General features: G+C 49.6%; 17 protein-coding genes. 2 read left to right on the top strand and 15 right to left on the bottom strand.

Annotated elements, in window-relative coordinates; genetic code table 11:
* Positions 1-115: 115 nt before the first annotated feature.
* Positions 116-2,122 (top strand): heavy metal translocating P-type ATPase, encoded by a 2,007-nt coding sequence (locus CHK_RS10835; RefSeq protein WP_046444065.1) that lies wholly within the window; start codon positions 116-118, stop codon positions 2,120-2,122.
* 82 nt (positions 2,123-2,204) lie between these two features.
* Here CHK_RS10835 and glmM read toward each other — a convergent pair whose 3' ends face one another.
* The 12 genes from glmM to CHK_RS10775 form a co-directional block, all read right to left on the bottom strand.
* Positions 2,205-3,551: a phosphoglucosamine mutase gene (glmM, locus tag CHK_RS10830; RefSeq protein WP_046444064.1), complete on the bottom strand. Its 1,347-nt coding sequence runs from the start codon at positions 3,549-3,551 to the stop codon at positions 2,205-2,207.
* A gap of 9 nt (positions 3,552-3,560) precedes the next feature.
* Positions 3,561-4,553, bottom strand: a complete 993-nt coding sequence (locus CHK_RS10825; RefSeq protein WP_046444063.1) for an N-acetylglucosamine kinase — start codon at positions 4,551-4,553, stop codon at positions 3,561-3,563.
* A gap of 21 nt (positions 4,554-4,574) precedes the next feature.
* Entirely contained in the window at positions 4,575-5,303 is a 729-nt protein-coding gene (locus CHK_RS10820; protein ID WP_046444062.1) for a glucosamine-6-phosphate deaminase, read from the bottom strand.
* Between the two features lie 80 nt (positions 5,304-5,383).
* Positions 5,384-6,394, bottom strand: coding sequence for a Gfo/Idh/MocA family protein (locus tag CHK_RS10815; protein WP_046444061.1), 1,011 nt, complete (start codon positions 6,392-6,394; stop codon positions 5,384-5,386).
* A gap of 28 nt (positions 6,395-6,422) precedes the next feature.
* Positions 6,423-7,163, bottom strand: coding sequence for an SDR family NAD(P)-dependent oxidoreductase (locus CHK_RS10810; RefSeq protein ID WP_046444060.1), 741 nt, complete (start codon positions 7,161-7,163; stop codon positions 6,423-6,425).
* A 66-nt stretch (positions 7,164-7,229) separates the two neighbouring features.
* Positions 7,230-8,198, bottom strand: a complete 969-nt coding sequence (locus CHK_RS10805; protein WP_046444059.1) for an ABC transporter permease — start codon at positions 8,196-8,198, stop codon at positions 7,230-7,232.
* Positions 8,199-8,212: 14 nt separating this feature from the next.
* Positions 8,213-9,754: a sugar ABC transporter ATP-binding protein gene (locus CHK_RS10800; protein ID WP_046444058.1), complete on the bottom strand. Its 1,542-nt coding sequence runs from the start codon at positions 9,752-9,754 to the stop codon at positions 8,213-8,215.
* Between the two features lie 23 nt (positions 9,755-9,777).
* Complete coding sequence (locus tag CHK_RS10795; protein WP_082103522.1) at positions 9,778-10,797, bottom strand: ABC transporter permease; 1,020 nt, start codon at positions 10,795-10,797, stop codon at positions 9,778-9,780.
* A gap of 70 nt (positions 10,798-10,867) precedes the next feature.
* Positions 10,868-12,040: a sugar ABC transporter substrate-binding protein gene (locus tag CHK_RS10790; RefSeq protein ID WP_046444056.1), complete on the bottom strand. Its 1,173-nt coding sequence runs from the start codon at positions 12,038-12,040 to the stop codon at positions 10,868-10,870.
* Positions 12,041-12,419: 379 nt separating this feature from the next.
* Complete coding sequence (locus CHK_RS10785; RefSeq protein WP_046444055.1) at positions 12,420-13,334, bottom strand: glycyl-radical enzyme activating protein; 915 nt, start codon at positions 13,332-13,334, stop codon at positions 12,420-12,422.
* 18 nt (positions 13,335-13,352) lie between these two features.
* Entirely contained in the window at positions 13,353-15,776 is a 2,424-nt protein-coding gene (locus CHK_RS10780; protein ID WP_046444054.1) for a glycyl radical protein, read from the bottom strand.
* A gap of 395 nt (positions 15,777-16,171) precedes the next feature.
* A complete protein-coding gene (locus CHK_RS10775; RefSeq protein ID WP_052740532.1) occupies positions 16,172-16,933 on the bottom strand; it encodes a DeoR/GlpR family DNA-binding transcription regulator in 762 nt (253 codons plus the stop codon).
* 259 nt (positions 16,934-17,192) lie between these two features.
* Between CHK_RS10775 and CHK_RS10770 the strand changes: the two genes are divergently transcribed.
* Positions 17,193-18,038, top strand: a complete 846-nt coding sequence (locus tag CHK_RS10770) for a site-specific integrase (RefSeq protein ID WP_046444053.1) — start codon at positions 17,193-17,195, stop codon at positions 18,036-18,038.
* A gap of 105 nt (positions 18,039-18,143) precedes the next feature.
* Here the strand turns inward: CHK_RS10770 and metE are convergent, their stop codons facing one another.
* From metE to CHK_RS10755, 3 genes are all read right to left on the bottom strand, one after another.
* Complete coding sequence (gene metE / locus CHK_RS10765; RefSeq protein WP_046444052.1) at positions 18,144-20,423, bottom strand: 5-methyltetrahydropteroyltriglutamate--homocysteine S-methyltransferase; 2,280 nt, start codon at positions 20,421-20,423, stop codon at positions 18,144-18,146.
* A gap of 112 nt (positions 20,424-20,535) precedes the next feature.
* The gene (locus tag CHK_RS10760; RefSeq protein WP_046444051.1) at positions 20,536-21,456 is read right to left on the bottom strand and encodes a LysR family transcriptional regulator; all 921 of its coding nucleotides are present in this window, start codon (positions 21,454-21,456) and stop codon (positions 20,536-20,538) included.
* A gap of 122 nt (positions 21,457-21,578) precedes the next feature.
* Positions 21,579-23,075 (bottom strand): carboxylesterase/lipase family protein, encoded by a 1,497-nt coding sequence (locus CHK_RS10755; RefSeq protein ID WP_160295639.1) that lies wholly within the window; start codon positions 23,073-23,075, stop codon positions 21,579-21,581.
* Positions 23,076-23,166 lie beyond the last annotated feature (91 nt).

The raw sequence follows: 23,166 nt of genomic DNA, 5'->3' as shown, positions 1-23,166 counted from the left end.
CGATTGACATCGCAAACAGGCGGGGCAGGATTGCCCCGCCTGTTTGCGCCATAAAAAAGATTTGGTATTCCCTGATGTGGTTATCTTAATTAAAATATAAAGGACGGTTATGGTTATGGAACATCCTATGGATATGCCCGCGCATGGAGAAGGCGGACATATGATGAATATGGGAAACCTGAAGAAAAAATTTTTTATTTGCCTTATACTCACGATACCCATTCTTTTTTTATCGCCCATGATGGGTATGGCTCTTCCATTTCAGGTGACGTTTGAAGGTTCGGAGTGGATTGTGCTCATCCTTGCCTCTGTCCTTTTCTTTTATGGTGGTATGCCCTTTTTAAAGGGGGCGGTATCCGAACTGAAAGAAAAGCGGCCCGCGATGATGACGCTCATTTCCCTTGGCATCATAGTCGCCTACTTTTACAGCGTTTATGCGTTCATCTCTGCCAAAGCAAATCCCGGCCACACCCACGCGATGGACTTCTTCTGGGAGCTTGCGACGCTGATCGACATTATGCTGCTCGGGCACTGGATTGAAATGAACGCCGTTATGAACGCGGGGAACGCAATGCAAAAAATGGCGGAGCTCCTTCCGGGCAGCGCACAGGTCGTAGCGCCTGACGGAAGCATCCGGGAGGTGCCCCTGCAGGAGCTTACCGTCGGGCAAAGCGTGCTCACCCGTGCAGGTGAAAAAATACCCGCCGACGGCGTAATCGAAAAAGGCGAGACTACTGTAAACGAATCCATGGTTACCGGCGAAGCGCGTGCCGTTGCGAAAAAAGCCGGAGATAAAGTAATCGGCGGTTCTGTAAACGGCGCGGGTACGATTACCATAAAAGTAACGGGTACGGGCGAGTCCGGTTACCTTGCACAGGTGATGCAGCTCGTAAACAGCGCACAGCAGGAAAAATCAAAAGCCGAATCCCTATCCGACAAGGTTGCAAGATGGCTCTTTTACGCCGCGCTTTTTGCCGGAATCGCCGCGCTTGTCGTCTGGCTTATTGTGAGCCGCAATATGGACACTGCGCTTACCAGAATGGTAACGGTCCTTGTGATTGCCTGCCCCCACGCGCTTGGCCTTGCAATCCCGCTCGTCGCGGCGCGTTCCACATCGCTTGGCGCAAAAAACGGGCTTTTGGTGCGTAACAGGCGCGCGCTTGAAACAGCCAAAAAAGTCGATGTAATCATGATGGATAAAACCGGCACGCTCACGGAAGGCAACTTCCGCGTCACTAAGGTTCTTTCGTTCGAATCCGGCCTTAATGAAACGGATATCCTCGCTATGATGGGCGGGCTGGAACAAAATTCCAATCACCCGCTGGCAGCAGGCATCCTCAGGGAAGCGCACGACCAAAACATCAAATTGTCCGGCGCGGATGACGTCAAAAACGTTCCGGGCGTTGGCCTTGAAGGGACGCTGGGCGGCAAAAAACTCAGCATTGTGAGCGCCTCCTATCTTGACCGGAACAATCTCCCTTACGATAAACAGGTCTTTGCAGAGCTTTCCGGAAAAGGCTATACCGTAAGCTTTCTGGCAGTAGACGGCAAAGTTGCCGGGCTGGCGGCGCAGGGAGATGAAATCAAGCCCCACGCAAAGGAAATGATAGACGCGTTAAAGCAACGAAACATCCGGCCTGTGATGCTTACCGGCGACAATGAAGCCGCCGCGCAGGCTGTTGCCAAAAGCCTTGGTATAGACGACGTACACGCTTCCCTCCTGCCGGAGGACAAGGAACGCATCATCAGGGAATACCAGCAAGAGAGCCTCACGGTAATGATGGTCGGTGACGGTATCAACGACGCGCCCAGTCTTGCGCGGGCAAATATCGGCGTTGCCATCGGCGCGGGAACGGACGTGGCAATCGATTCTGCCGACGTGATCCTTGTGCGCAGCGATCCCGCCGATATCCTGCATTTCCTGTCCCTCGCACGAAATACAAACCGTAAAATGGTACAGAACCTGTGGTGGGGCGCGGGTTATAATATCGTGGCAATCCCGCTTGCGGCAGGCGTGCTTGCGGGCGCGGGTATTCTGCTCAGCCCTGCGGTCGGCGCGGCGCTGATGTCCTTGAGTACGATTATCGTGGCAATCAATGCGGTTACGCTCAAAATCGATTAGTCAAGCACCATGATTGGAAAGCAACCAAAAAAGGCCAGTCGTATTTTCATACGGCAGGCCTTTTTTTGAAACCCTCTTTTGATCATCCCAGCTGTTGCTCGATGAGCGACGCAAGCCTCACGGCATGCTCTGTGATCTGCCCGCTGTCTTCGCCCTCAATCATTACGCGTACAAGCGGCTCTGTGCCTGAGGTTCGGATGAGTACCCGTCCGGTACCCGCCATGCGCTGCTCAAGCAAATCGATTTCCCTGCAAATCTGTTCATCCTCCGCATAAAAATGCTTTTTGCTTTCAGATACTCTTGCGTTCACCAATACCTGTGGCAAAATACTGATCACACGGGCAAGCTGCGAAAGCTTCATTCCGCGCTTTTTCATGACCGATACCAGATGGAGACCGGAAAGGATACCGTCCCCCGTTGTGCTTTCGTCAAGAAAAATGACATGTCCGGACTGTTCCCCTCCAAAATTACAGCCTTCCTGCCGCATCTTTTCAAGCACATACCGGTCCCCCACGTCCGAGCGTAAAAGGCGTATGCCTTCCCTTTTAAGCGCAAGCTCCATGCCCATGTTACTCATCACCGTCGCTACTACCGTATCATGCGCAAGTTTTCCTTCGTTTTTCAGGTCGATTGCACAGATCGTCATTACCTGATCGCCGTTCAGGATCGCTCCGTTTTCATCCACCGCGATCAGCCTGTCGGTGTCCCCGTCGAACGCAAGGCCAACATCGGCTCCCATTTCCCGCACCTGCGTCGCGAGGCTTTCCGGATGAGTGGAGCCGCAATTTTCGTTGATATTGGTTCCATCCGGCATGTGGTAACAGGCATGCACCTTTGCACCCAGGCGTTTGAACAGCTCCGGCGCAACCGCTGAAGACGCTCCATTCGCGCAGTCGAGCACAATCATAAGCCCGTCGAGCGGCATTTTTGCAAGTGATTCAATGTGATCCACATATTCGCGCTGCGCGTTTTTATGCCGTACGCGCCTGCCGATCTCCATGCCTGAAGGGGCGGGAATCTCCTGCCCGCCGGTTGCGATCAGCGCTTCGATCCGGTCTTCAATACTGTCCGCCAGCTTGAATCCGTCCATGCTGAAAAACTTGATTCCATTGTATTCCACCGGGTTGTGCGACGCGGAAATCATCGCCCCTGCGTCGCAGCCAAGATGCTTCGTCAGGTATGCGACGGCAGGAGTTGGGATCACTCCCGCAACGACGGCCTCCGCTCCCGCCGAGCAAACGCCCGCCACAAGCGCGCTTTCCAGCATGTCCCCTGAAATCCGCGTATCCCTGCCGATCAATATCTTTGCCTTATGCACCGCGTTTGTAAGGCAGTATGCACCTGCCCTGCCCATTTGATACGCGAGGTCTGCATTCAATTTCCCGTTTGCGATGCCGCGCACGCCGTCCGTGCCAAATAACCTTGCCATATGCGCTCCCTATTTGCAGCGCGCGGTAATCTGGCGTATCAGGTTTTCTTTGTCATACGCACAGCCAGCGCGCTCCATGGCCCATGCTACCGCGCCCACTACCGGGGGATGCTCCAGCTTGATGAATGTAAAGCCGCCTTCCGCTTTCTCTCCGCACAGATTGCGGGTAAGGGACTCGATAATGCGTCCGTTTTTTCCTTTGGTGTAAAGGGAGCCGAGCATAACCACCGGAATCGGCCTGTCCTGCGGGAAATCGAGCTCGTCTACAATCGCGCAGATATCCTTTGCATTCTGCTTGCCGCAGTTTTCCAGGATTTCCAGCGCAACCTCGTCGTCCATACACGCCGCTTCAAATAATATCGGCGCAAAAGATTTTGGCTCCAGCGTATGCTCGCTCACGCCGCATATAATTTTCTCCATCAGCGCGTCGCGGTCCGATACGCCCATACATGCAAAAAGCAGCTGCGCCATGCACGTTTTTCTGCCGTTCCGGAACAGCATATCGTACACATAATGCACCACCTCCGAGCCAAGCACCTTCCCTCCCGCATAATCGCCTGTCAGTTCGAAAAGCGCGCCGCGGTTACATTGCCGTCCCTGCGGATCGATCCCGCACGCGCCGGTTCCCGAGCCGTTTAGCGTGCAGATTCCCCACTGTTCCGGCGAACCCGCCTTGATTCCCAGAAAGGAATCGTTGCATAAATGAAAATGCGTAAGTCCGCATTCCTCGATAAATCCCGCTATCTTTTGCTGCTGGGCCTTACAATCTACGCCCGCCATGCCAAACACAGCTTCCGTCTCTTCCCAGCTGATTCCGTTTTGAGTGCGTATCCGGTCCAATAACGTTTGGAGTTCCTGCCGAAGCTGCCCGTAGCCGCCCGGCATAAACTCGTGGCTCGTGGTTCCCCACTGCAAATATTCAATCAATGTCCCGTCCGCGCGGAACAGCGCACAGTCTGTCTTTGTACCGCCGCCGTCTATACCCAGTATGTATTTACGCATTTTGCACGTTTCCCCGTTTTCTCAAAGAATATATTTCGCCGCTTCCCGGTCCACGATTATCGTTACGTCCCTGTGCAGCCGCAGGAAGGACGCCGGAAATTCCGGATAGATCGTATTTTCCTCATACAGCTTGCGAATCCCGTTCGCTTTCTTTTCGCCGTTGGCGATCAATGCGATCTTCTTCGCTTTGAGGATCGTCGCCATACCAAGCGTAATCGCCTGTGTGGGCACATCGTCGATATGATCAAAAAACCGCGAATTCGCTTCAATCGTATCCGGATCAAGTTCCACAAGATGTGTCTTTTCATAATAATACGGAGCGGGCTCGTTGAAACCGATGTGACCGTCGTTGCCAATGCCCAGTAAAATAAAATCAAGGTTCCCCGCATCCTCGATCTTTTGTTCAAATTCCGCGCAGGCCGTATCGATATCCTTGGTTATATCCGGCACAAAGGTGTTGTCATAGTTGATATTTACCCTGCTGTAAAGATATTTGTTCAGGAAATAATAATATCCCTGCGGATTGTCCTTTGCGAGCGGAATATACTCGTCTATGTTAAAGGATTTCATCTTACTGAAATCGAGGTTTTCCTCCTGATGCTTTTGTGCAAACAGCTCCAGCGGGCGTTCAGGCGTTCCTCCCGTAGGCAGCGCCGCCACAAGCTTTGGGTTCTCCTTCAAAAGCTGCGCCATCATGTCCGCAGCTTCCCTGCTCATTTCCTCATAATTATCTTTGATGATAAACTTCACGTGTTACCTCCCCAGTACATATGCCCGGCGGACAAGCCATCCGCCGGGCATCTTTTTGTCACTCTATTACTTTTTTCCTTTTATTTTCCTAAAACAACCGTCTTTCCATTGTCGCTGGCTTCATAGCACGCCAAAACAATTTCCACGGCCTTTTTACCGTCCTGCGCGCCCGGATTGGTGGGCGTATCGTTTTTGATCGCATCCTGAAGCGCTTCGATTTCGGCTGCAAACAGGTTCTTTGGCTCATATTCGTATTCCTGTTCTCCGCCGATGTTGACCACACACTGCCCGTCCGGGTTGCGGAATACCGTACCTACGCCGTACGCAGAGCCCTTCGATCCGTATACCTCACACATATAACGGCAGTTTTCCGTAACAACCGTCGCGTCTACAACGGCCTGCGCTCCGTTTTCGAATTTCAATACTGCCGTGCAGATGTCTTCTACAGAATACTTATCGCTCAGCTCATTGCCAATGGTATCCGCAAACGCAATCACCTCTTTTACATCGCCTAGCCAGTACCGCATCAAATCCACGCAATGTATGCCCATATCGAGCATCGAGCCTCCGCCTGAAAGTTCCTTGCGCGCCAGCCAAAGCGGCTCGCCGTCCGGACCGTATTCGCCGCGGTAATAAGACATCTGCGAATGCGCCGTACCGATTTTTCCAAGATCGCCATTATCGATCAGCTCTTTGATGTGCTGATGCGCCTTATGGAAACGCAGCATATGCCCGATCTGGATTTTTACGCCGTTGGCTTTTACCGCTTCTTCTATTTTCTCGCATTCTTCCACGTTCATCGCCATCGGTTTTTCCAGCAAAATGTTCTTTTTCGCATTTGCCGCCTTTACCGCCAGCTCGCAGTGTGCAAACACCGGCGTTGCAATATAAACGATTTCAACCTCCGGATCGGCAAGCAATTCCTCAATCGTATCATAAGCCTTAGGAATGTTGTGCGTTTTTGCAAACTCCTGAGCCTTTTCCGGAAATTTATCCGCAACCGCGATCATTTCGCAATCCTCTGCCTGGCGAAAACCCGGCATAAACGCGCAATCCGCGATGTCGCCTGTTCCAATGATGCCCCATTTCATAGCTATATCCTCCTGATTTTTTACCGTTTTAAATCCACTGGTTTACGCCGCGTACCGAAAGGAAGTTCCCCGATACCTGATCGTTGTCGTTATCCGCAAAATACATAACCGCTTTTGCGATATCAATGGGTTTCTGCCATCCGGATTTATCCATGTTGTCTACATCCACGCCATCCGCACGAAGTGCATCCACATTGAGGGGCGTATCCAGATCGCCCGGCAGTACTGTGTTGACTCTCACGCCAAAAGGCTGGAAATCGAGCGCGTGCGCTTTTGTCAGCATGACAACCGCGCCCTTTGCCGCACAGTATGCAGCCAGATTCGGCTCTGCGTGGATCGAGCAGTCGGAGCCTGTATTTACAATATTACCCTTGCTCTGCTTCAGGTATTTTGCACAAGCCTTTGTCATATAGAACATGGAGTTTAAGCATACTGCGATCACCTTATCCCACTGCTCTGCGGACATGGTATCCACATTTCCGCGCGGCGCGATTCCCGCGTTGTTAAAGAGAATATCAATGTGACCGAAATCCGCCGCAATCTGCTCTACGGTCTTAACGACCATATCGTAGTTGGCAACGTCGCAGCCGTAGGCCTTTGCTTCCCTGCCCAGCGCGCGGATTTCCTCGCAGGCTTTTTCCGCAGCCTCTTTGTTGAGGTCTACAACCGCTACGTCAGCTCCGTTTTCTGCAAGCAACAACGCCGTTGCTTTTCCAATCCCCGATGCGCCGCCGGTTACAACCAGTAATTTCCCATCAAATTTCTTCATGTTTATTTCCTCCGTTGTTTAGATTTATTATACGTGATACCAAAACTTATTTCTGTTAAAATATGGCTACTTGATGATCTGCTCCTTGCGGGAACGGTCTGCCGTGAGGCATACCGCCGCAATAACGAGCGAACCGAATACCACCTGTTGCATCGTCATGTCTACGCCGACCATGTTCATGCCGTTGTTGATCACCACTACGATTGCGCAGCCAAGCAGTGCAAACAGGATATTTCCCTTGCCGCCCGCAAGCGCCGTTCCGCCGAGCGCGCACGCCGCGATTACCTGCAGCGTAACTGCGTCGCCTACGGTTGGAATACCGCTCTTGAGCTTCGCTGTAATCATAATTCCCGCGATCGCAGCGCAAAGGCCCGCAAATAGCATCGTCGTAATCTTCACCTTGTCCACATTCACCCCTGCAAGCCGTGCGGAGCGTTCGTTTGCCCCCACTGCAAAGGTGTACCTTCCAAACTTTGTGTATTTCTGGATCAGGTAAGCGACTACGAATACCGCAAGCGCGATCACAAACAGCAGCGGGATCACTCCCAGGTTGATCTTTGCAAAATCGATCATCCAGTAGTTATCCGGCTTGACCTGCAAAGGTACCGATCCGGAAACGAGCAGTGCAAAGCTCTGCCAGATATTCATCGTGCCAAGCGTCGTAATAAACGACGGAATCCGAAGCTTCGTGTACAGTATTCCATTGAGCGCGCCCGCGCCGATTCCAAACAGTATTGCCAATACGAACGAGAAGGCTCCCATACCGTCGCTCATCATCAGCGTAAGGAGTACCGAGCAGGACGCGTAAATCGCGCCGATCGAAAGGTCGATTGCCCCGGTGAGCAGTACAAACGTCATACCGCAGCCGAGCACCAAAAGCGTGCTCAGGCTTACCAGCATATCGGTAATATTCTGCGGGAGAAAAAACCTGTTATTGATAACCCCAATGACTACAATCAATATGACAAGCGCAGACAGGCCGATGAAATTTGCAACTGAAAACTTCTGGTTTGTTTTAATAGATGGTGCTTTCATTTTCTTCATCCCCTTTACATCATGTATTTGACAATTTCAACCTGATCCGGCTTATTGTCTTTGCCCGCTCCCACTTCGCCCGTCACAAAGCCATCCTTCATGATGATGACGCGGTTGGAAAGCCCGATACATTCGTCAAGCGTGTCGCCGAGCAGTACCACCGATATGCCGCGCTCCGTAACGTCGCGGATCAGGGAATAAATTTCCTCTTTTGCACCGATGTCCACACCTCTTGTCGGATGGTTCAAGACAAGGATATGCGAGCCGCTCAGGATAAGCCTTGCAAACAAAACCTTTTGCGCGTTGCCGCCGGAAAGGCTTTCCACCAGCTCTTCCCTGTCCCTGCACTTGATGTTAAGCCTCTTAATGAGGTCGTCAACTGCTTTATCCTGCAACTTCTTGGACAAAATTCCTTTTTGCTTTACAACATCGTAATTGGAAACGCATACGTTTTCACTGATGCTTAGGATACCGATGATCCCTTCGTCGCGGCGTTCCTTGGGGATTCCGAGTATCCCGTTTTTGAGCGCCTGGTTGGGGGCGGTGAACCTGCAAGGCTTCCCGCCTACTGTAATCGTACCTTCGGTCGGTTTGTCGTCGCCGACAATTACAGAACACAGGCTTTCCTTCCCGGAGCCTTCCACACCGCAAATTCCCAGGACCTCGCCCTTATGCAGGTCAAAGGACACGTCCTTAAATTCCCCGTACATCGAAAGACCTTTTACGCTCATCACCACGTTTTCGCCGGGAGTGGTCTGCCGAGCGATCCTATAGTATTCGCCCGATGTGGCGCGGCCCACCATCATTTCATACAGCTTATTTTCGTCCGCATCCTTTGTCTGCACCTCGCCGGTATTTTCACCGTCGCGGAAAACAACGATACGGTCTGTGATCCTCAGCACCTCGTCCAGCCTGTGGGATACGAATACGACTCCGTGCCCTTCCGCCTTGATATGCTCGATCAGGTCGAAAAGCTTGCCAACCTCTTCGTCGTTCAGGATCGAGGTCGGCTCGTCCAGAAGGATGATTGCCTTTTCGTCCTTGCTCCTGCCGCAGTTTTCGCCCATTGCCAGGTTGAAAACCTTTGCAATCTCAACCATCTGCCTGGTAGAGAACTGCAGGTCACCAACCTTTGTCTTTGGATTGATGTGGGAAAGGTCTACGATTTCCAGAGCCTTTTCCGCCTCCTGATACATATGCTTCCAGTTGATAAATCCATTTTTACGAAATCTTTTTTCCTGCCCGAAGAAAATATTCTGTCCAACCGTCAGGTTTGTAATCAGAGACTGTTCCTGAAAAACCATTCCGATTCCCGCACAGTGTGCGTCATCCGCATTTTTCGGCGTGAAGGCGGTTCCCCTCATTTTCATTTCGCCGGAGGTTTGCGGCTGCACACCGTTTATGATCTTGAACAGCGTGGATTTACCGGCGCCGTTCTCTCCTATGAGTCCCAATACTTCGCCTGAGCGTATTTCAAATGATATGTCGCGAAGCGCATAATGGGCACCAAATTTTTTTGATATTTTTTCTGCTTCAAATAGAATTTCATGTGTCATAATTGCTACCTGCCCTCTTCATATCACTTGTTGATGATCTTCTTTCCTCTTGCTACCGACGCTGCGACTGCAATCAGTATGATGACACCCTGCACGCCCACCAGCAAATACTGGTTAACGCCGAACATAATCAATCCGCTTCGCAGTACTGTCATAATCAGTGCGCCGATCAGCGTGTTCACAACGCCGCCTCGGCCGCCGCTCATTGCCGTACCGCCGACAACGACCGCAGTAAGCGCCGGGAACAGCTGCCCCTTGCCCATCGTCACGTCGCCGCGCCCTAAAAGCGCGAGCATCAGAACGCCTGCAATGCCGATGCAGATACCCGACCAGATGAACGCCTGTATCTTGACCTTATTTACGTTGATTCCAGCCATCTTCGGAACCTGTTCGTTATCGCCGATTGCATATACGTATCTGCCAAACGGCGTATATTTTTGCAATATGAGCGCAACCACAAACACTGCGATTGCGATATATGTGATGACCGGCGCCGGACCGACATTTACGAGGGCCAGATTCCGGAACGCTTCGTCCGTTACGCTTGCGGGCTCCAGATTATAGGTGATGACCGCAAGTCCCGCACCTACGTTTGTAAGACCAAACGTTACCATAAAGGATGGTATGCGCAGCTTCACATACAGGAAGCCTGCCAGAAAACCAAACGCTGCGCCCGTGGCGATTGCGATCACCACGCCCCATATCCCAAGATTCATCGTGTTTTTCGTGTTCGCGATCAGCACGCTCGCGACGCATCCGCAAAACGCCATCATACCGTCTACGGATAAGTCGATGCTGCCCATAATGATGACAAATGTCGCGCCGATCGACAGTACCAGCGGAATTGCCAGCTGAGTCAGGATTGCCGTCAGGTTGTCAGCCGTGAAAAAGCCGTTTGCCGATATTGAAAAAACCACTACCAGCGCTACCAGAATGAGAATCGGCGCATACTGTACGATCTTTCCTTTTTTCTGTTCCTTCTGGACTTTGGCTGCAAATTCCTGCGCAATCGTATTCGTGGTATTCATGTGATTTGTTTCCATTTGCGTTACCCCACTTGTGTGATGCACTGCGCGGGAGCGGATAGCCGCTCCCACACGCGCACCGGTTATATTATTCGCCTATTTCCATCGGGCGGGCAATAATATCATACATTTTGCTTCTGTCGAATTCTTCAGCTAATTTTTCCTTGGTGAAGTTCGCTTCGTATTCTTCTACATTGTCCGGCGTCAGCAGATATCCTTCTGTGTAGAACATTCTCTGTCCGGGATCCATCTCGCTCGGCTTGATTTCGCCGGTGTATGCCGCATACGGGAATGCGAGGCCATAGAAGCCCTGCAGCCAGCCGTTGCTCGCGTAGGAAGCGACCATATCGCCGTTTTTGATCGCGGATATCGCATCCGGGATCCCGTCTACGCCGCACGCAAGTACTTTACCGTTGAGTCCTTTTGCTTTGAGCGCTTCCACAGCCGCCAGGCATGTCGCGTCGTCCGCCGCCCACAGGCCGTTTGCTTCGTCGCCATATTTTGCTGTCCACGTCTGCGTTACGGACAATGCCTGGGACGCTACGTAGTTGCTGGATTGTTCGTCGAGGATTTCCACACCGGGTGTTTCCTCAACCGCCTTGTGCACGCCCTTCTGCCTTGCAAGCGGCGAGCTGTTTGCAAGCAGGCCGTTCAGAACCAGTACTTTTCCCTCGTTGGGCGTGGGGAAATGCTTAAACATTTCGATAGCGATGTCGTAACCTGCCTGTTCGTCGTCCGGCGTCTGGTGCATTACATAGTATTCGTAATCCGTGGGATATACGCCGTCAGCCATGCTCCATACGCTTGACCAGTATACGCCCGCTTCTTCGCACAGGTCCGCTACAACCGCAGCAACCGGCGCATTGTTCGGATCTACATAGAGAATCGTATTTTTGCCGCCTTTTGCAATCAGGCTCTTGATGTCGTTGACCTGCTTTTCATCCTGCCCCTGGCATTCCAGAATCTGCAGCTCCGCGTCCACGCCTTCTGCATTCAGCTTTTCTACGAAGATCTCTGCGCCTTCCTTAACCTGTACATAGTACTGGTCCTCGAGCCCGCGGATCGATACGCCTACCAAAAGCTTCTCACCGGTAGCTGCGCCGCCGTCTGCTGACTCCTCCGATGCCGGCGAAGCCTGTGCGCTGCTGCCGCTGTCCGCCGATGCTTCCGCTGACGGAGCTGTTTCCGCAGGCGCACAAGCCCCAAGCGTCAGTGCAAAAAGCACAAGTAAGACCATAGCCACAATCCTAAATTTTTTCATCCATATTTCCTCCCTTGGTTTTTTAATTAAAGTCATTACGACTAAAATTCAGTAAAAGTTACCATGCGCTTCGCTTAATATCACAAGCCTTACCCTTTAGTACTTGGAAAATTAAAACGAATCCTGTAGAATGATTTCATTACGTCCGTTTCCAAAACGCTTTTTATTTTGTTTTTACTTTTCTTCTTTGAAATAGTACTTCGATTTTTTCAGATTGGATTTTGATTTTTCACGGAGAGCTTAACGCCCTCTCTTTTGTTTTTTTCATCGTAACATATCGCACATAACTTGTCAATACTTAATGTTTTATTTTGTTCTTTCTTCTTTTTTCATGAAAATTATCCGATGAAAAAATAATTTTCCTGTTTGTTTTTGTTCATTACGATTCAATGACAGCAGGCAGCCCAAGCTCCTTCGCACGCTTTAGAATGTGCTGCATTGTTTCATCCGGACAGGGCAGCGTATCTGCAAGCCCATAGGGCATTCCAAGGCTTTTATATTTTCCTTCTCCAAGATTGTGATAATTCAGGATATCCACTTTTATGACGCTTTGTCCAAGCGCTTTGATAAACGAAAGCCTGTTTTCAATTTCCTCAGGCGAATCGTTGATCCCATTCACCACAATCATGCGGATAATCATATCCTTACCCATCTCTGCGATTTTTTTGGCATTCTCAAGGATCAACCCATTGGCAACGCCCGTATACCGCTCGTGGACCTGAGTATCGATCGCTTTGATGTCGTACAGAACCAAATCCACCGCCTGTACAACCGGCATAAGCTTTTCCCACGCAAGATGCCCGGCCGTATCAAGCGCAGTGGCAATCCCCCTGTCTCGCAGCAATTTTGACGTTTCAATAATAAACTCTCCCTGCAGGGCCGCTTCTCCGCCGGAAAACGTAACGCCTCCGCCGGAATGATCGTAAAAATCCTTGTCGCGTACGAGCTTTTCGCACAGTTCCTCCGGCGTAACCTGCGTGCCCAGCATCTCGTAGGCGTCATAAGGGCAAACCTCTACGCACGTACCGCAAACTACGCATTTTTCGCGGTCGATTACCGCAGCTTTCCCGCCCATCGTAATTGCGTGCTCCGGGCAGGCCCGGGTGCAGGCGCCGCAGCGCCTGCATTTGTTTTCGAAGCTCAAAATCTTTTTTTCACTGCTTAGCAGCTCAGGATTCGCGCACCATTTGCAAATAAGATTGCACCCCCTGAAAAACACCGTTGACCTGATTCCCGGGCCATCCTTTGTCGCATAACGCTGGATGACGGAAATTTCTCCAATTGCTTTACCCATTCTCCCATGTACCCCTTCTCAGTTATTTGCACCATATTCCGTACGCGCGATGATCGCATCCTGCGCCTCTGGCATGAGAGAGGTGAACAGCGCGCAATAGCCCGCAACCCTTACCATAAGGTTCCCATGCTCCTCCGGGCGTTCCTTTGCGGCCCGCAGCGTTTGTGAATCAATGATATTAAACTGGTTGTGGAAAATATTTTTTCCCTTTGTCGTCTCCAAAAACGCTACAAATTTATCCAGATTTTCCTCGCCCTCCAAAAGGCCCGGGCTAAACCTCATATTCAGCAGCTGGCCGCCCGCCATACGTTTATTGGGAAGCTTTGAAACAGAGTTGATGACCGAGGTCGGCCCGTTAAGGTCCGCGCCAAGACAGGGCGACGCGCCTTCGTTGAGCGGCGAACCCGCAAGTCTGCCATCCGGCGTCGCGCCTACGTCCATCCCGTTTGGCACATAGGATGAAATATTCGAGGTAGACATCGTATATCCGCAGCCAATCGGCCCTCTCCCCGCACGGTCTGTCTTATAATCCGGCAGCAGGTCGAGATAGGAATTGAACACATCAACCACCAGCTCATCTACGTAATCGTCGTCATTTCCAAATTTTGGAACATTCCTGCACAGCTTACGCAGCCGCAGGCCCGTTTCTCCCTGCCAGTTGCTGTCAAGCGCATTCCGCAGCTCCTGCATTGTAACGGTTTTCTCCTCAAATACCAGTTTTTTAATGACTGCAAGCGAATCGCCTACAACCGACATCCCAATGTTGGACTGGCTGACATAATCGTATTTTGCGCCGCCGTTTTTGAGCGTCTTGCCGCGCTCGAGGCAGCAATCTACAAGCGATGACGCAAAGGAGTCGGAATCGTAATATTTCAGCGACCTGTCGCACACAAGATCGCATTCCACCGCAAGGTCCGTATAAAATTTCAGCAGCTTTTTCCATGCGGCCCATACTTCGTCGTAACTCTTGTAGTCAATATCCCGGCCCTGTTTGCCTGTAATGCTTACGATTTGTACGCCGCTTTCCGGATCGTAGCCGTTGTTCATCACAAGCTCCATAATTTTTCCAAAGTTGATGTAGGTCATACCCGTCGCCCTGTGGCCCCACTTGCCGGGAATCGCCACCTCGACGCACCCCATGGAAGCGTAATCCCGCGCTGTTTCAAGGTCGATATCCAGCGTTTGCATCGCAGGGATTACGACGTCGTCCGCAAACATGGACGGCTGCCCAAAGCCCGTTCGGATGAGCTTTGCAGCGTCTACAATCAGGCTGCGCGGCGTACCGTCGTGATAGCGTACGCTGAGGTTCGGCTCCGGCAGGCGGTTCAGGTTCATTGCTTCAAGACACAAATACGACAAGTCGTTCGTGCCGTCTGTTCCGTCCGGCTTCAACCCGCCCAGTATCAGGTTAGAGTACAGCGGATATCCCGCTGAATACTGCGTGTGATCCCACGGGCGCACTTTATTGATGCTGTTCGTCTGGATGAAGAAGTGCGTAATGATCTCAAGCGCCCTGTCTTTATTGATTACGCCCGCCTTCATATCCTTTTCGTAATACGGATAAATATATTGGTCGAATCGTCCAAACGAGAAGGAATGTCCGTTGCTTTCGATCATCATCAGCAGATGCGTAAGGTAAATCGTCTCTACCGCCTCATAAAAGCTGCGCGCTCCGCCCTCCATAAGGTTTTTGCACATTTCTGAAATTTCAAGCAGTTCGCTTTTGCGTTTTTCATCGGTTTCCACCTGCGCCATTTCAGCGGCCAGCACGCTGTACCGTTTGATGTATTTGAGCACCGCTCCCAGTGAAATCACCGCAGCCTCGTAAAATTCCTTTTGTTCCTGCGTGAGTCCCTCTTTTTTGAGATTTTCCTCCGCAATTTTCTTCAGTCCGCCATAGCCTTTTTCGAGTAGCATCTCATGGTTTGGAATAATATGTCCGTCGCCCGACATACTGATACCGCCGCAGTGGATCACATTTTGCTTTTGCGCCTGTTTCACATCGTGCGGCAGGTTTTCCTGTACCTCGTCCGCATGAGTTTTTCCCTTCCAATAGGGCGCGATTGCTTTCAGGCGTTCCTTCGTTTCCTCTGTAATGTAAAACATATCGCCCGTACGTTTTTCAAATTCGTCAAGCTCTTCGATCACCCAGTCATAGGAATACTCCGGGAATACAGGCGCCGCGAAATTTTTGCTGGCCTGGTTTCCGACGATCAGCGTATCGTCGTCAATATAGATCGTCATTTTTTCCAGAATACGGTCAAGTGCCTTCGCGCGGCGCACAATCATCGGTTCGCCCTCTGTTTCACGGAAAACCTCCGTGATGATCTCCGCACGTTCCGGGCAAATACTTGCCTTGCGGTCAGTCATTTTCTTTTGCATTCTTTCAATTCGGCTGAAATCAACCGTTTTATCCTTTGGTTCATAGCTTAAAAAATTCATTGTAAACCCTCCTGTTCTTATAGCGAAGTCAATAAAGAAGGTGAATCGTTCGTATCGTTAGAACCTTTTATTGACAGAGCATGCAGCCTGCATGATTTTGGTATTTTTCATGGCCGGGCTGTAAAAGCGTTTTTGACGTATATGAAGGACAACATAGGATGTGCTCCTACATTTCTCACATTTTTTATACTGTTATCTCTTCGGTAACTTCATCCTACCACATCGATCATATTATGTCAACTATTTTTGTTCTTTTATGTTCTTTTAATTATAATAAGCTGTTTTCGGCACTTCAAACCTGTTCTTTTATGTTATTTCATGAAATATTTTCTGCCCATTTGTTAAAAGGGTACAAAAAAAGCGGGAATCGATGATTCCCGCTTTGGTTTTCTCTGTCAGTCAGCGATAATGACCTCTACGCCGCAGGCACGGGCACGCTCGACCTGCTGCGGATCAGTGCCGCTGTCTGTAATAATCTCGTCAAAATTCCTTACATCGGCATATTTGATCAGGTAATTATCTCCCCATTTTTCATTGTTGAGCAACAACACCCGTTTTTTGCCTGCTTCCAGAAGCGCGCTTTTTACACCCGCATCTTCAATATCCGGCACAGTCGCGCCCTTTTCCACATCAAAGCCCTGCGTGCCCATAAATACGGTGTCCACGTTAAACTTGTTATAAAAATCAATCGTCATATTGGAAAGCACGCCCGCAGACGTTTCGCTGTATTCGCCCGGGGCCAGAATCAGTTTGATCTTATTGTTTGACTGGAGGTAATTCACGATTGCCCATGAATTTGTAATTACCGTAATGCGTTTGTCCTGGATATAATTGGCAAGCTGCAGCGTTGTGGTTCCGCAGTCGATGATAATCGAATCCCCGTTTTTCACCATTTCCGCAGCCACACGCGCAACATTTTTTTTATTCTGCTGCATCTGCCCGGCCTTCAGCGAAAAGCTCGGCTCAATAGCCGTCCCCTGGTTGATATACGCTCCGCCGTAATTTGTTGTCACCAGCCCCTGCCGCTCGAAAAGCGCAAGATCGCGTCGAATCGTCATTGCAGACACGTCAAATTTTTTCGCAAGCTCGTTTACTTCCACCGTTTTTTCGGCCTGCATGATTTCAAAGATCTGCATCCGCCTTTGTGTTGACGTCATAGATAAGCCTCCTTCGCGATGAGAATATCCGTTTTTTCAACTATAACACCTGCAGCTTGATTTGTAAACGCACATCATTGAACTATTTTTGAAATACATTTTTGTTTGTTCTATTCTTTTTCACATTTTTATCAACACCATCGTGTGAATTCGTGCTTTTACGGCTGAACTCATATTTTTTCTTCTTTAAAATAAAGACATATCAACAAAACATATGATATGTAGATCAATCTCAAAAAAATGACAAAGGAGGAGAATTATGAAACTGACACTGGAGCAGCTGAAAACGGGGATCTCGGATTATCTCGAAGAGTTGCGTACAAAAGGTCTCGCTAAGTCGACATTTCATGTTTATGCGCGAAATCTTCTTTATATGACGGACTATTTCGAAAATGAAATGAAACGGCAGGAAATTTCGCAGTCAGACATTGCACGCTTTAAATTCCATGTGGAATCCAGATACAAAAATGCCACTGCTGTAAATATTATCGGCATCACAAACCGTTTGCTCCGTTTTATGCACTATGACAGCTTTTGTATCAAGAACATCAAAAAGGAGCATCCCGATCATCTCCCGGACGTACTGACGCGCGAGGAATACAAAAAATTACTCGCCGTTGCTTCCAGGGAAGACAGTAAACTTTACTATATCATCCGCACCATCGCGGGTACAGGAATCAATTACAGCGACCTTGAGTTTATCACCGTAGAGGCTGTTACAAAGGGTTATGCCCAGGCATGCCGCAACGATAAAACGTGGGATATCGTTATCTCGCGCAATCTTCAGGAGGTGTTGCTGGGTTACTGCGCCGAAAACGGTATGAGCAGCGGCATCATTTTCTACGGCAAGGGCAACAACAAAATCATAGACCGCGCCTACATCTGCCGCCAGCTTAAAATTCTGGGCAACATGGTGAAAATTTCCGACAATAAGCTCACAATGAGGGCATTGCGCCTGTTCTTCTCATACATTTACCTGCAGAGCGAAAACAATATTTTTGAACTGAACGAATTGCTGGGAAACAAAATGTATGCCGATAAACAAATACTTCCGTCAAGGAGCATCGCGGAAAAAAGCCGTGTGCTGGCAAGCCTGAAGCTGTAACAAAAAACGGGGATACATACCCCCGTTTTTTTATTTCTGAATTTATTGTATCCGGTTGTCGCCCGCATATTGCGGAAAGGCCGGCGCTGCAAGAATAAACGCATGTTATTCGTGTGCTGATTTCCCGCGCATTTCCAAAGCTGCGGCGACCATATTGGCCAGGCTGGCCTTTACTTCCTTTTCTGCACGCGTCTTCAATCCGCAATCAGGATTTACCCAAACCTTGTACGGTGACGCGTTTTCCAATATCCGTTTCAATACGGATACTATTTCCGCTATCTCAGGCACCCGCGGCGAATGGATATCATAAACGCCGGGGCCGACATCTGTCCTAAAACCATTTGCGGCAAGGGCGTCAAGTATCGTCAGATCCGAGCGCGACGCCTCAAATGTAATCACGTCCGCATCCATTGCGTCTATCTGCTTAATAATATCATTAAATTCACTGTAGCACATATGTGTATGTATCTGTGTCTCCGGCTTTACGCCACTATGCACAAGCCGGAATGCCGGGATCGCCCAGTCAAGATATCGGCTGTCCCAATCTGTTTTACGCAAAGGCAGCTTCTCGCGCAGCGCAGCTTCGTCTATCTGTATGATCCTGATTCCGTTCCGCTCCAAATCAAGCACTTCTTCGCGGATGGCCAGCGCAATTTGCAGAGTCGACTCCCTTAAAGAGATATCCTCACGCGGGAAGGACCAGTTGAGGATCGTAACAGGCCCGGTCAGCATTCCTTTTACCGGTTTTTGTGTCAAGCTCTGGGCATAAACGGATTCACGAACCGTCATCGCTCCCCGGAACGACACATCTGCCCATATGATCGGCGGCTTTACACACCGCGTGCCATACGATTGCACCCATCCCTTTTGCGTGAATAGAAAACCATCCAGCTTCTCGCCAAAATATTCTACCATATCGTTCCGTTCAAATTCGCCATGTACCAGAACGTCGAGGCCAATTTCTTCCTGCAGCGCGATACACTCCGCGATCTTTTTCTGGATAAATGCGTGGTACTGCTCATCCGTCACAGCGCCGCTTTTCCATCCGGCACGGTTTGCACGCACTTCTGCCGTCTGCGGAAAAGAACCGATTGTAGTTGTTGGCAGCAACGGCAGCCCAAAAACCTCTTTTTGCAGTTTTTTTCGCTCGTCAAAATCCGGCAGTCTTACAAAATCCGCATCGCGCAAAGCTTTTATCTTTTCACGAACCGCGTCGTTCCCGCATTCCCTTGGCTTATCAAACAAACGAATATTTTCCTGAAACGCAGCATTCCCTTCCGTGTGTGCCGCAGACAAAATATCCTTGAGCTCTTCAAGTTCCGCCAGCTTTTCCTGCGCGAACGCCAGATATCGTTTTTGATGGCCTGAAAGCATTTCTTCGCTATCCAGCGTATATGGAACATGCAGAAGCGAGCACGAGGTTCCAATCACAGTTTCCGGGCATACGGCCTGCAAACTCCGAACCAGCTCAACCGTTTTATTGTAATTATTTCTCCAGATATTTTTTCCGTTGACTACCCCGGCAAACAATAATTTGCCGGATGGAAATCCCTGTTTTAAAACCAGTTCAAGGCTTTTTTCGCCTTCTACAAAATCCAGTCCTATGCCGTCAAACGCAAGCTCCATCACCTGTGTATAGCAATCCCTGATATCTCCAAAATAGGTTTGCAGAAGACATTTCGCGGCCTTTTTGGACGCCAGTATCTGTTTGTATAATTTTTGGAATAGAGAAATATCCTTTGCTGTCATGTCCATTACAAGGGCAGGTTCGTCAAATTGTATCCACTCCACGCCATTTTCTTCAAGCGAAGCCACCAGTTCTCCATATACGGCGGCTACCGCTTCAGCGACCTCTTCTGCGGTCCTGTTCCCAGTAAAACGCGCCAGCTTCAGAAAGGTAAACGCACCGGGAATAACAGGCTTTGTCATAATTCCAAGCCCTTTCGCTTCCAAAAACTCGCGCAAAACCTTATTATTCGTCAAACGGATTTCCGTTTCATCGTCGATTTCCGGAACCATATAATGATAATTCGTATTGAACCACTTTTTCATGGCCAGCGCCTTAACGTCGCCATGATTTCCCTGATATCCGCGCGCCATGGCAAAATAAGTTTCAAGCCTGTTGAGTCCAAGCGCCTGATATCTCTGTGGAACAATCCCAAGCATGTTCGCCGTATCTAAAATCGTATCATAGAAAGAAAAATCATTGGACGGTATCAAATCAACCCCGTGCATTTTCTGGGTTTCCCAATGCAGCCTGCGCAGCTCGCGCGCCTGCATTTCCAATTTTTTCTCTGAAATCTCCTGACGAAAATATTTCTCTGAAGCAAACTTCAATTCGCGGTTCGCGCCAATACGCGGGTACCCGATTACCGATGTTTTCATGGCAACAAAAAACCTCCTGTTTCATTAATGATATTTTTAATTATTATCAATATATCACAGAAGATTTGGTATTGAGTAATTCTTATAATTTCTAATTGGTTATAGTTTTTTTCTATAGCCGGTTATTTTGATATTCCTTAATGTAATGCCGCAGCTTTTCAACATACGCTGTCGCCATCGCACTCATTCCTGTGCCCTTGCGGATTATATAACCGACGTGCATCTTTTCGCCGCTACCAAGTGGAACCGAAACGATATTCGGGCCATTGAGGTCTTCGCTGAGAATCCCGGTGGAAATCGTATATCCGTCAAGCCCAATGAGCAGGTTGAAGAGCGTCGCCCTGTCGCTGACCTTAATCGTTTTGGGATGGTAAACCGTACTGAGGATTTCCTCCGCATAATAGAAGGAATTATATACCCCCTGTTCAAAAGAGAGGCAGGGATATGGCTTCAAATCGTCCAGCGTAACCTCATCAAGGTTTGCAAGCGGATTGCTCTTGCTGATAAAGATATGTGGCTGCGCTTCGAACAGCAGTTGAAACGCAAGGGAGTTTTCCCTGAAAATTTTCATCATCACTTTTTCATTGAAATCACTTAAATAAAGAACGCCGAGTTCACTGCGTAAATTTTTCACATCCTCGATGATGTCGTTTGTCCTGGTTTCGCGCAATGTAAAATCGTATTCATCATGACTGTAATCCTTGATCAGGTTGACAAAAGCATTGACGGAAAACGCATAATGCTGGGTGGAAACGGCAAATACCCTGCGGATGGGCCGCGAATGTTTATACCTTTGCTCCAAAAGCTCCAGCTGTTCTGTTACCTGGCGCGCATATCCCAAAAACTCCGCGCCTTCAGCAGATAACGCAATTCCACGATTGGAGCGTACAAACAGCTCAATCCCCAGTTCTTTTTCCAGTTCGCGAACCGCGCTCGAAAGACTCGGCTGTGTAATAAAAAGCTTTTCCGCTGCTGCGTTCATCGAACCGGAATTGACAATTTCAATCATATATTTCAGTTGTTGCAACGTCATTTTATGCTCTCCTGTTTCGCATCCAATAATAATTAACGATTCAATCGTCCCGGCCGCGAATACGGATTAACCAGCTTTAAACTGTTCCGCCCGCTTTTTTGTACTTACCGTACACCTTCCAGCTATCTTTTTGCATTCTGGAAAATCACTTTTTTGAAATTTGTATGCTCATACTGCTCCCTGATTTCAGGTTCTATCATGGGTTTTATTGCGTGTTCTTTATTATAACACTTCGCAGGCGTGTGTCCTTCCCAGCATTTTTCCCACGCAAGCGTTCCCTTCCTGGCAAACGTCACAATGTCTTTTTGTATTTCCTGTGAAACGCTTCTGGCCCTCTTTTTGGACGGAGTCAACAGCATAATCAGCCTCGCCATGCTCGCATCAAAATTACCGAATACAAACGGCAGGTCGCTCGAATGGAACGCGTGCAATCCGCTTGCTTTCATCGCCGCAGTTTCATAATCAAACCGGTACATCCACGTATCAGCATACCGTCCGTATTGCTCCGCATACCAAACGGTACCTATACGGAACGCCATATCCGTATACATCATAGATTTCCAAAGACGGTTGTTTTGATACACCTGCTGGTAAACCTTCGGCGTCCGGTCTTTGGTTTCTTTGCTTTCCATACTAACACCTGCGCTCATGATGCCCTCCACATCAAGAGCCTTTGCCACCGGTTTGATGAGGACAAAAGCCATTTCCTCCTTTGTGGTGCCAATCAGCATCGGTATTTTCCCCGCGCTGCCGTCCCTAACCGCAGGGATCGGAAACTCAGGGACAAACCCGCCGTCAATCTCGATGCGAAAGGTCCCTACGCCAAGCCCGCACCTCCGGGAAAATTCTTTTTCCCGCGCGACAAGCGCGCTGGCCGGTGTTTCCATCAGCTTCTTTGCGCTATGAAGCCCGGTGCATTCCAAAAAGCTGCGCGAGGTATTCACGCATTCTTCTTTATCCTGCAGAAGCGCCGGACATCCGCTCATAACGATACATTTTGATACCAGCTCCTTCGCCGCCGGCAAAGTTGGAAGCGTCGCGGTAATCGTCCCTCCTGCCGACTGGCCGAAAACCGTGATATTGTCAGGATCTCCCCCAAATTGCGCGATGTTTTCTTTGGTCCATTTCAAGGCCTGCACAACGTCATATAATCCACAATTAGGATGAAAATCTTCGTCCAGAAATGAAAAATCCAGAAAACCAAGTAGCCCAACGCGGTAATTGATCGTCACTACAACAACATCGCCAAACCGCGAAAGCTTTGCGCCGTGATACATCCGCTCGCTCCCTGCGCCGCTGGAAAACGATCCGCCATGAATAAACAACAGCACAGCACGCTTTTGGCCGTCAGCAGCGGGAGACCATATATTAAGGTACAGGCAATCCTCCGACGACCTGCCCCGCACCCTGCTTTGCTGCGGGCAAATCGGCCCGAATTCCACAGCGTCACGAATCCCGCTCCATGCCTCGGCCTGTTGTGTGGGTGCAAATCGCAAAGCGCCAACCGGGGGCTTTGCATAAGGAATCCCCCGCCATACAAAAACGCCCTCGTCATCCGTTCCCTTCACTTTTCCAATGCTTGTTTCCACCACGTACTTGCGCACTATCATCCACTCCATTGTTTTCAAACCGCATAACGGTTTCATCTTGCCATTATTTACGCTATATCCATTATACTACACCAAAACAGGATTTGTGTAACGCCTATTT

The organism is Christensenella hongkongensis (assembly GCF_000981035.1).
In the GTDB taxonomy this organism is placed as follows: domain Bacteria; phylum Bacillota; class Clostridia; order Christensenellales; family Christensenellaceae; genus Christensenella; species Christensenella hongkongensis.
The sequence above is the reverse complement of the archived record's forward strand: the minus strand, read 5'-3'. Positions and strand labels throughout refer to the sequence as shown.

What these genes read in the sequence shown, in the direction of transcription:
- CHK_RS10835 (WP_046444065.1), top strand. Translation starts at nt 116, where the DNA reads ATGGAACATCCTATGGATATGCCCGCGCATGGAGAAGGCGGACATATG.
- glmM (WP_046444064.1), bottom strand. Translation starts at nt 3,551, where the DNA reads ATGGCAAGGTTATTTGGCACGGACGGCGTGCGCGGCATCGCAAACGGG.
- CHK_RS10825 (WP_046444063.1), bottom strand. Translation starts at nt 4,553, where the DNA reads ATGCGTAAATACATACTGGGTATAGACGGCGGCGGTACAAAGACAGAC.
- CHK_RS10815 (WP_046444061.1), bottom strand. Translation starts at nt 6,394, where the DNA reads ATGAAATGGGGCATCATTGGAACAGGCGACATCGCGGATTGCGCGTTT.
- CHK_RS10810 (WP_046444060.1), bottom strand. Translation starts at nt 7,163, where the DNA reads ATGAAGAAATTTGATGGGAAATTACTGGTTGTAACCGGCGGCGCATCG.
- CHK_RS10805 (WP_046444059.1), bottom strand. Translation starts at nt 8,198, where the DNA reads ATGAAAGCACCATCTATTAAAACAAACCAGAAGTTTTCAGTTGCAAAT.
- CHK_RS10800 (WP_046444058.1), bottom strand. Translation starts at nt 9,754, where the DNA reads ATGACACATGAAATTCTATTTGAAGCAGAAAAAATATCAAAAAAATTT.
- CHK_RS10795 (WP_082103522.1), bottom strand. Translation starts at nt 10,797, where the DNA reads ATGGAAACAAATCACATGAATACCACGAATACGATTGCGCAGGAATTT.
- CHK_RS10790 (WP_046444056.1), bottom strand. Translation starts at nt 12,040, where the DNA reads ATGAAAAAATTTAGGATTGTGGCTATGGTCTTACTTGTGCTTTTTGCA.
- CHK_RS10785 (WP_046444055.1), bottom strand. Translation starts at nt 13,334, where the DNA reads ATGGGTAAAGCAATTGGAGAAATTTCCGTCATCCAGCGTTATGCGACA.
- CHK_RS10780 (WP_046444054.1), bottom strand. Translation starts at nt 15,776, where the DNA reads ATGAATTTTTTAAGCTATGAACCAAAGGATAAAACGGTTGATTTCAGC.
- CHK_RS10775 (WP_052740532.1), bottom strand. Translation starts at nt 16,933, where the DNA reads ATGACGTCAACACAAAGGCGGATGCAGATCTTTGAAATCATGCAGGCC.
- CHK_RS10770 (WP_046444053.1), top strand. Translation starts at nt 17,193, where the DNA reads ATGAAACTGACACTGGAGCAGCTGAAAACGGGGATCTCGGATTATCTC.
- metE (WP_046444052.1), bottom strand. Translation starts at nt 20,423, where the DNA reads ATGAAAACATCGGTAATCGGGTACCCGCGTATTGGCGCGAACCGCGAA.
- CHK_RS10760 (WP_046444051.1), bottom strand. Translation starts at nt 21,456, where the DNA reads ATGACGTTGCAACAACTGAAATATATGATTGAAATTGTCAATTCCGGT.
- CHK_RS10755 (WP_160295639.1), bottom strand. Translation starts at nt 23,075, where the DNA reads ATGGAGTGGATGATAGTGCGCAAGTACGTGGTGGAAACAAGCATTGGA.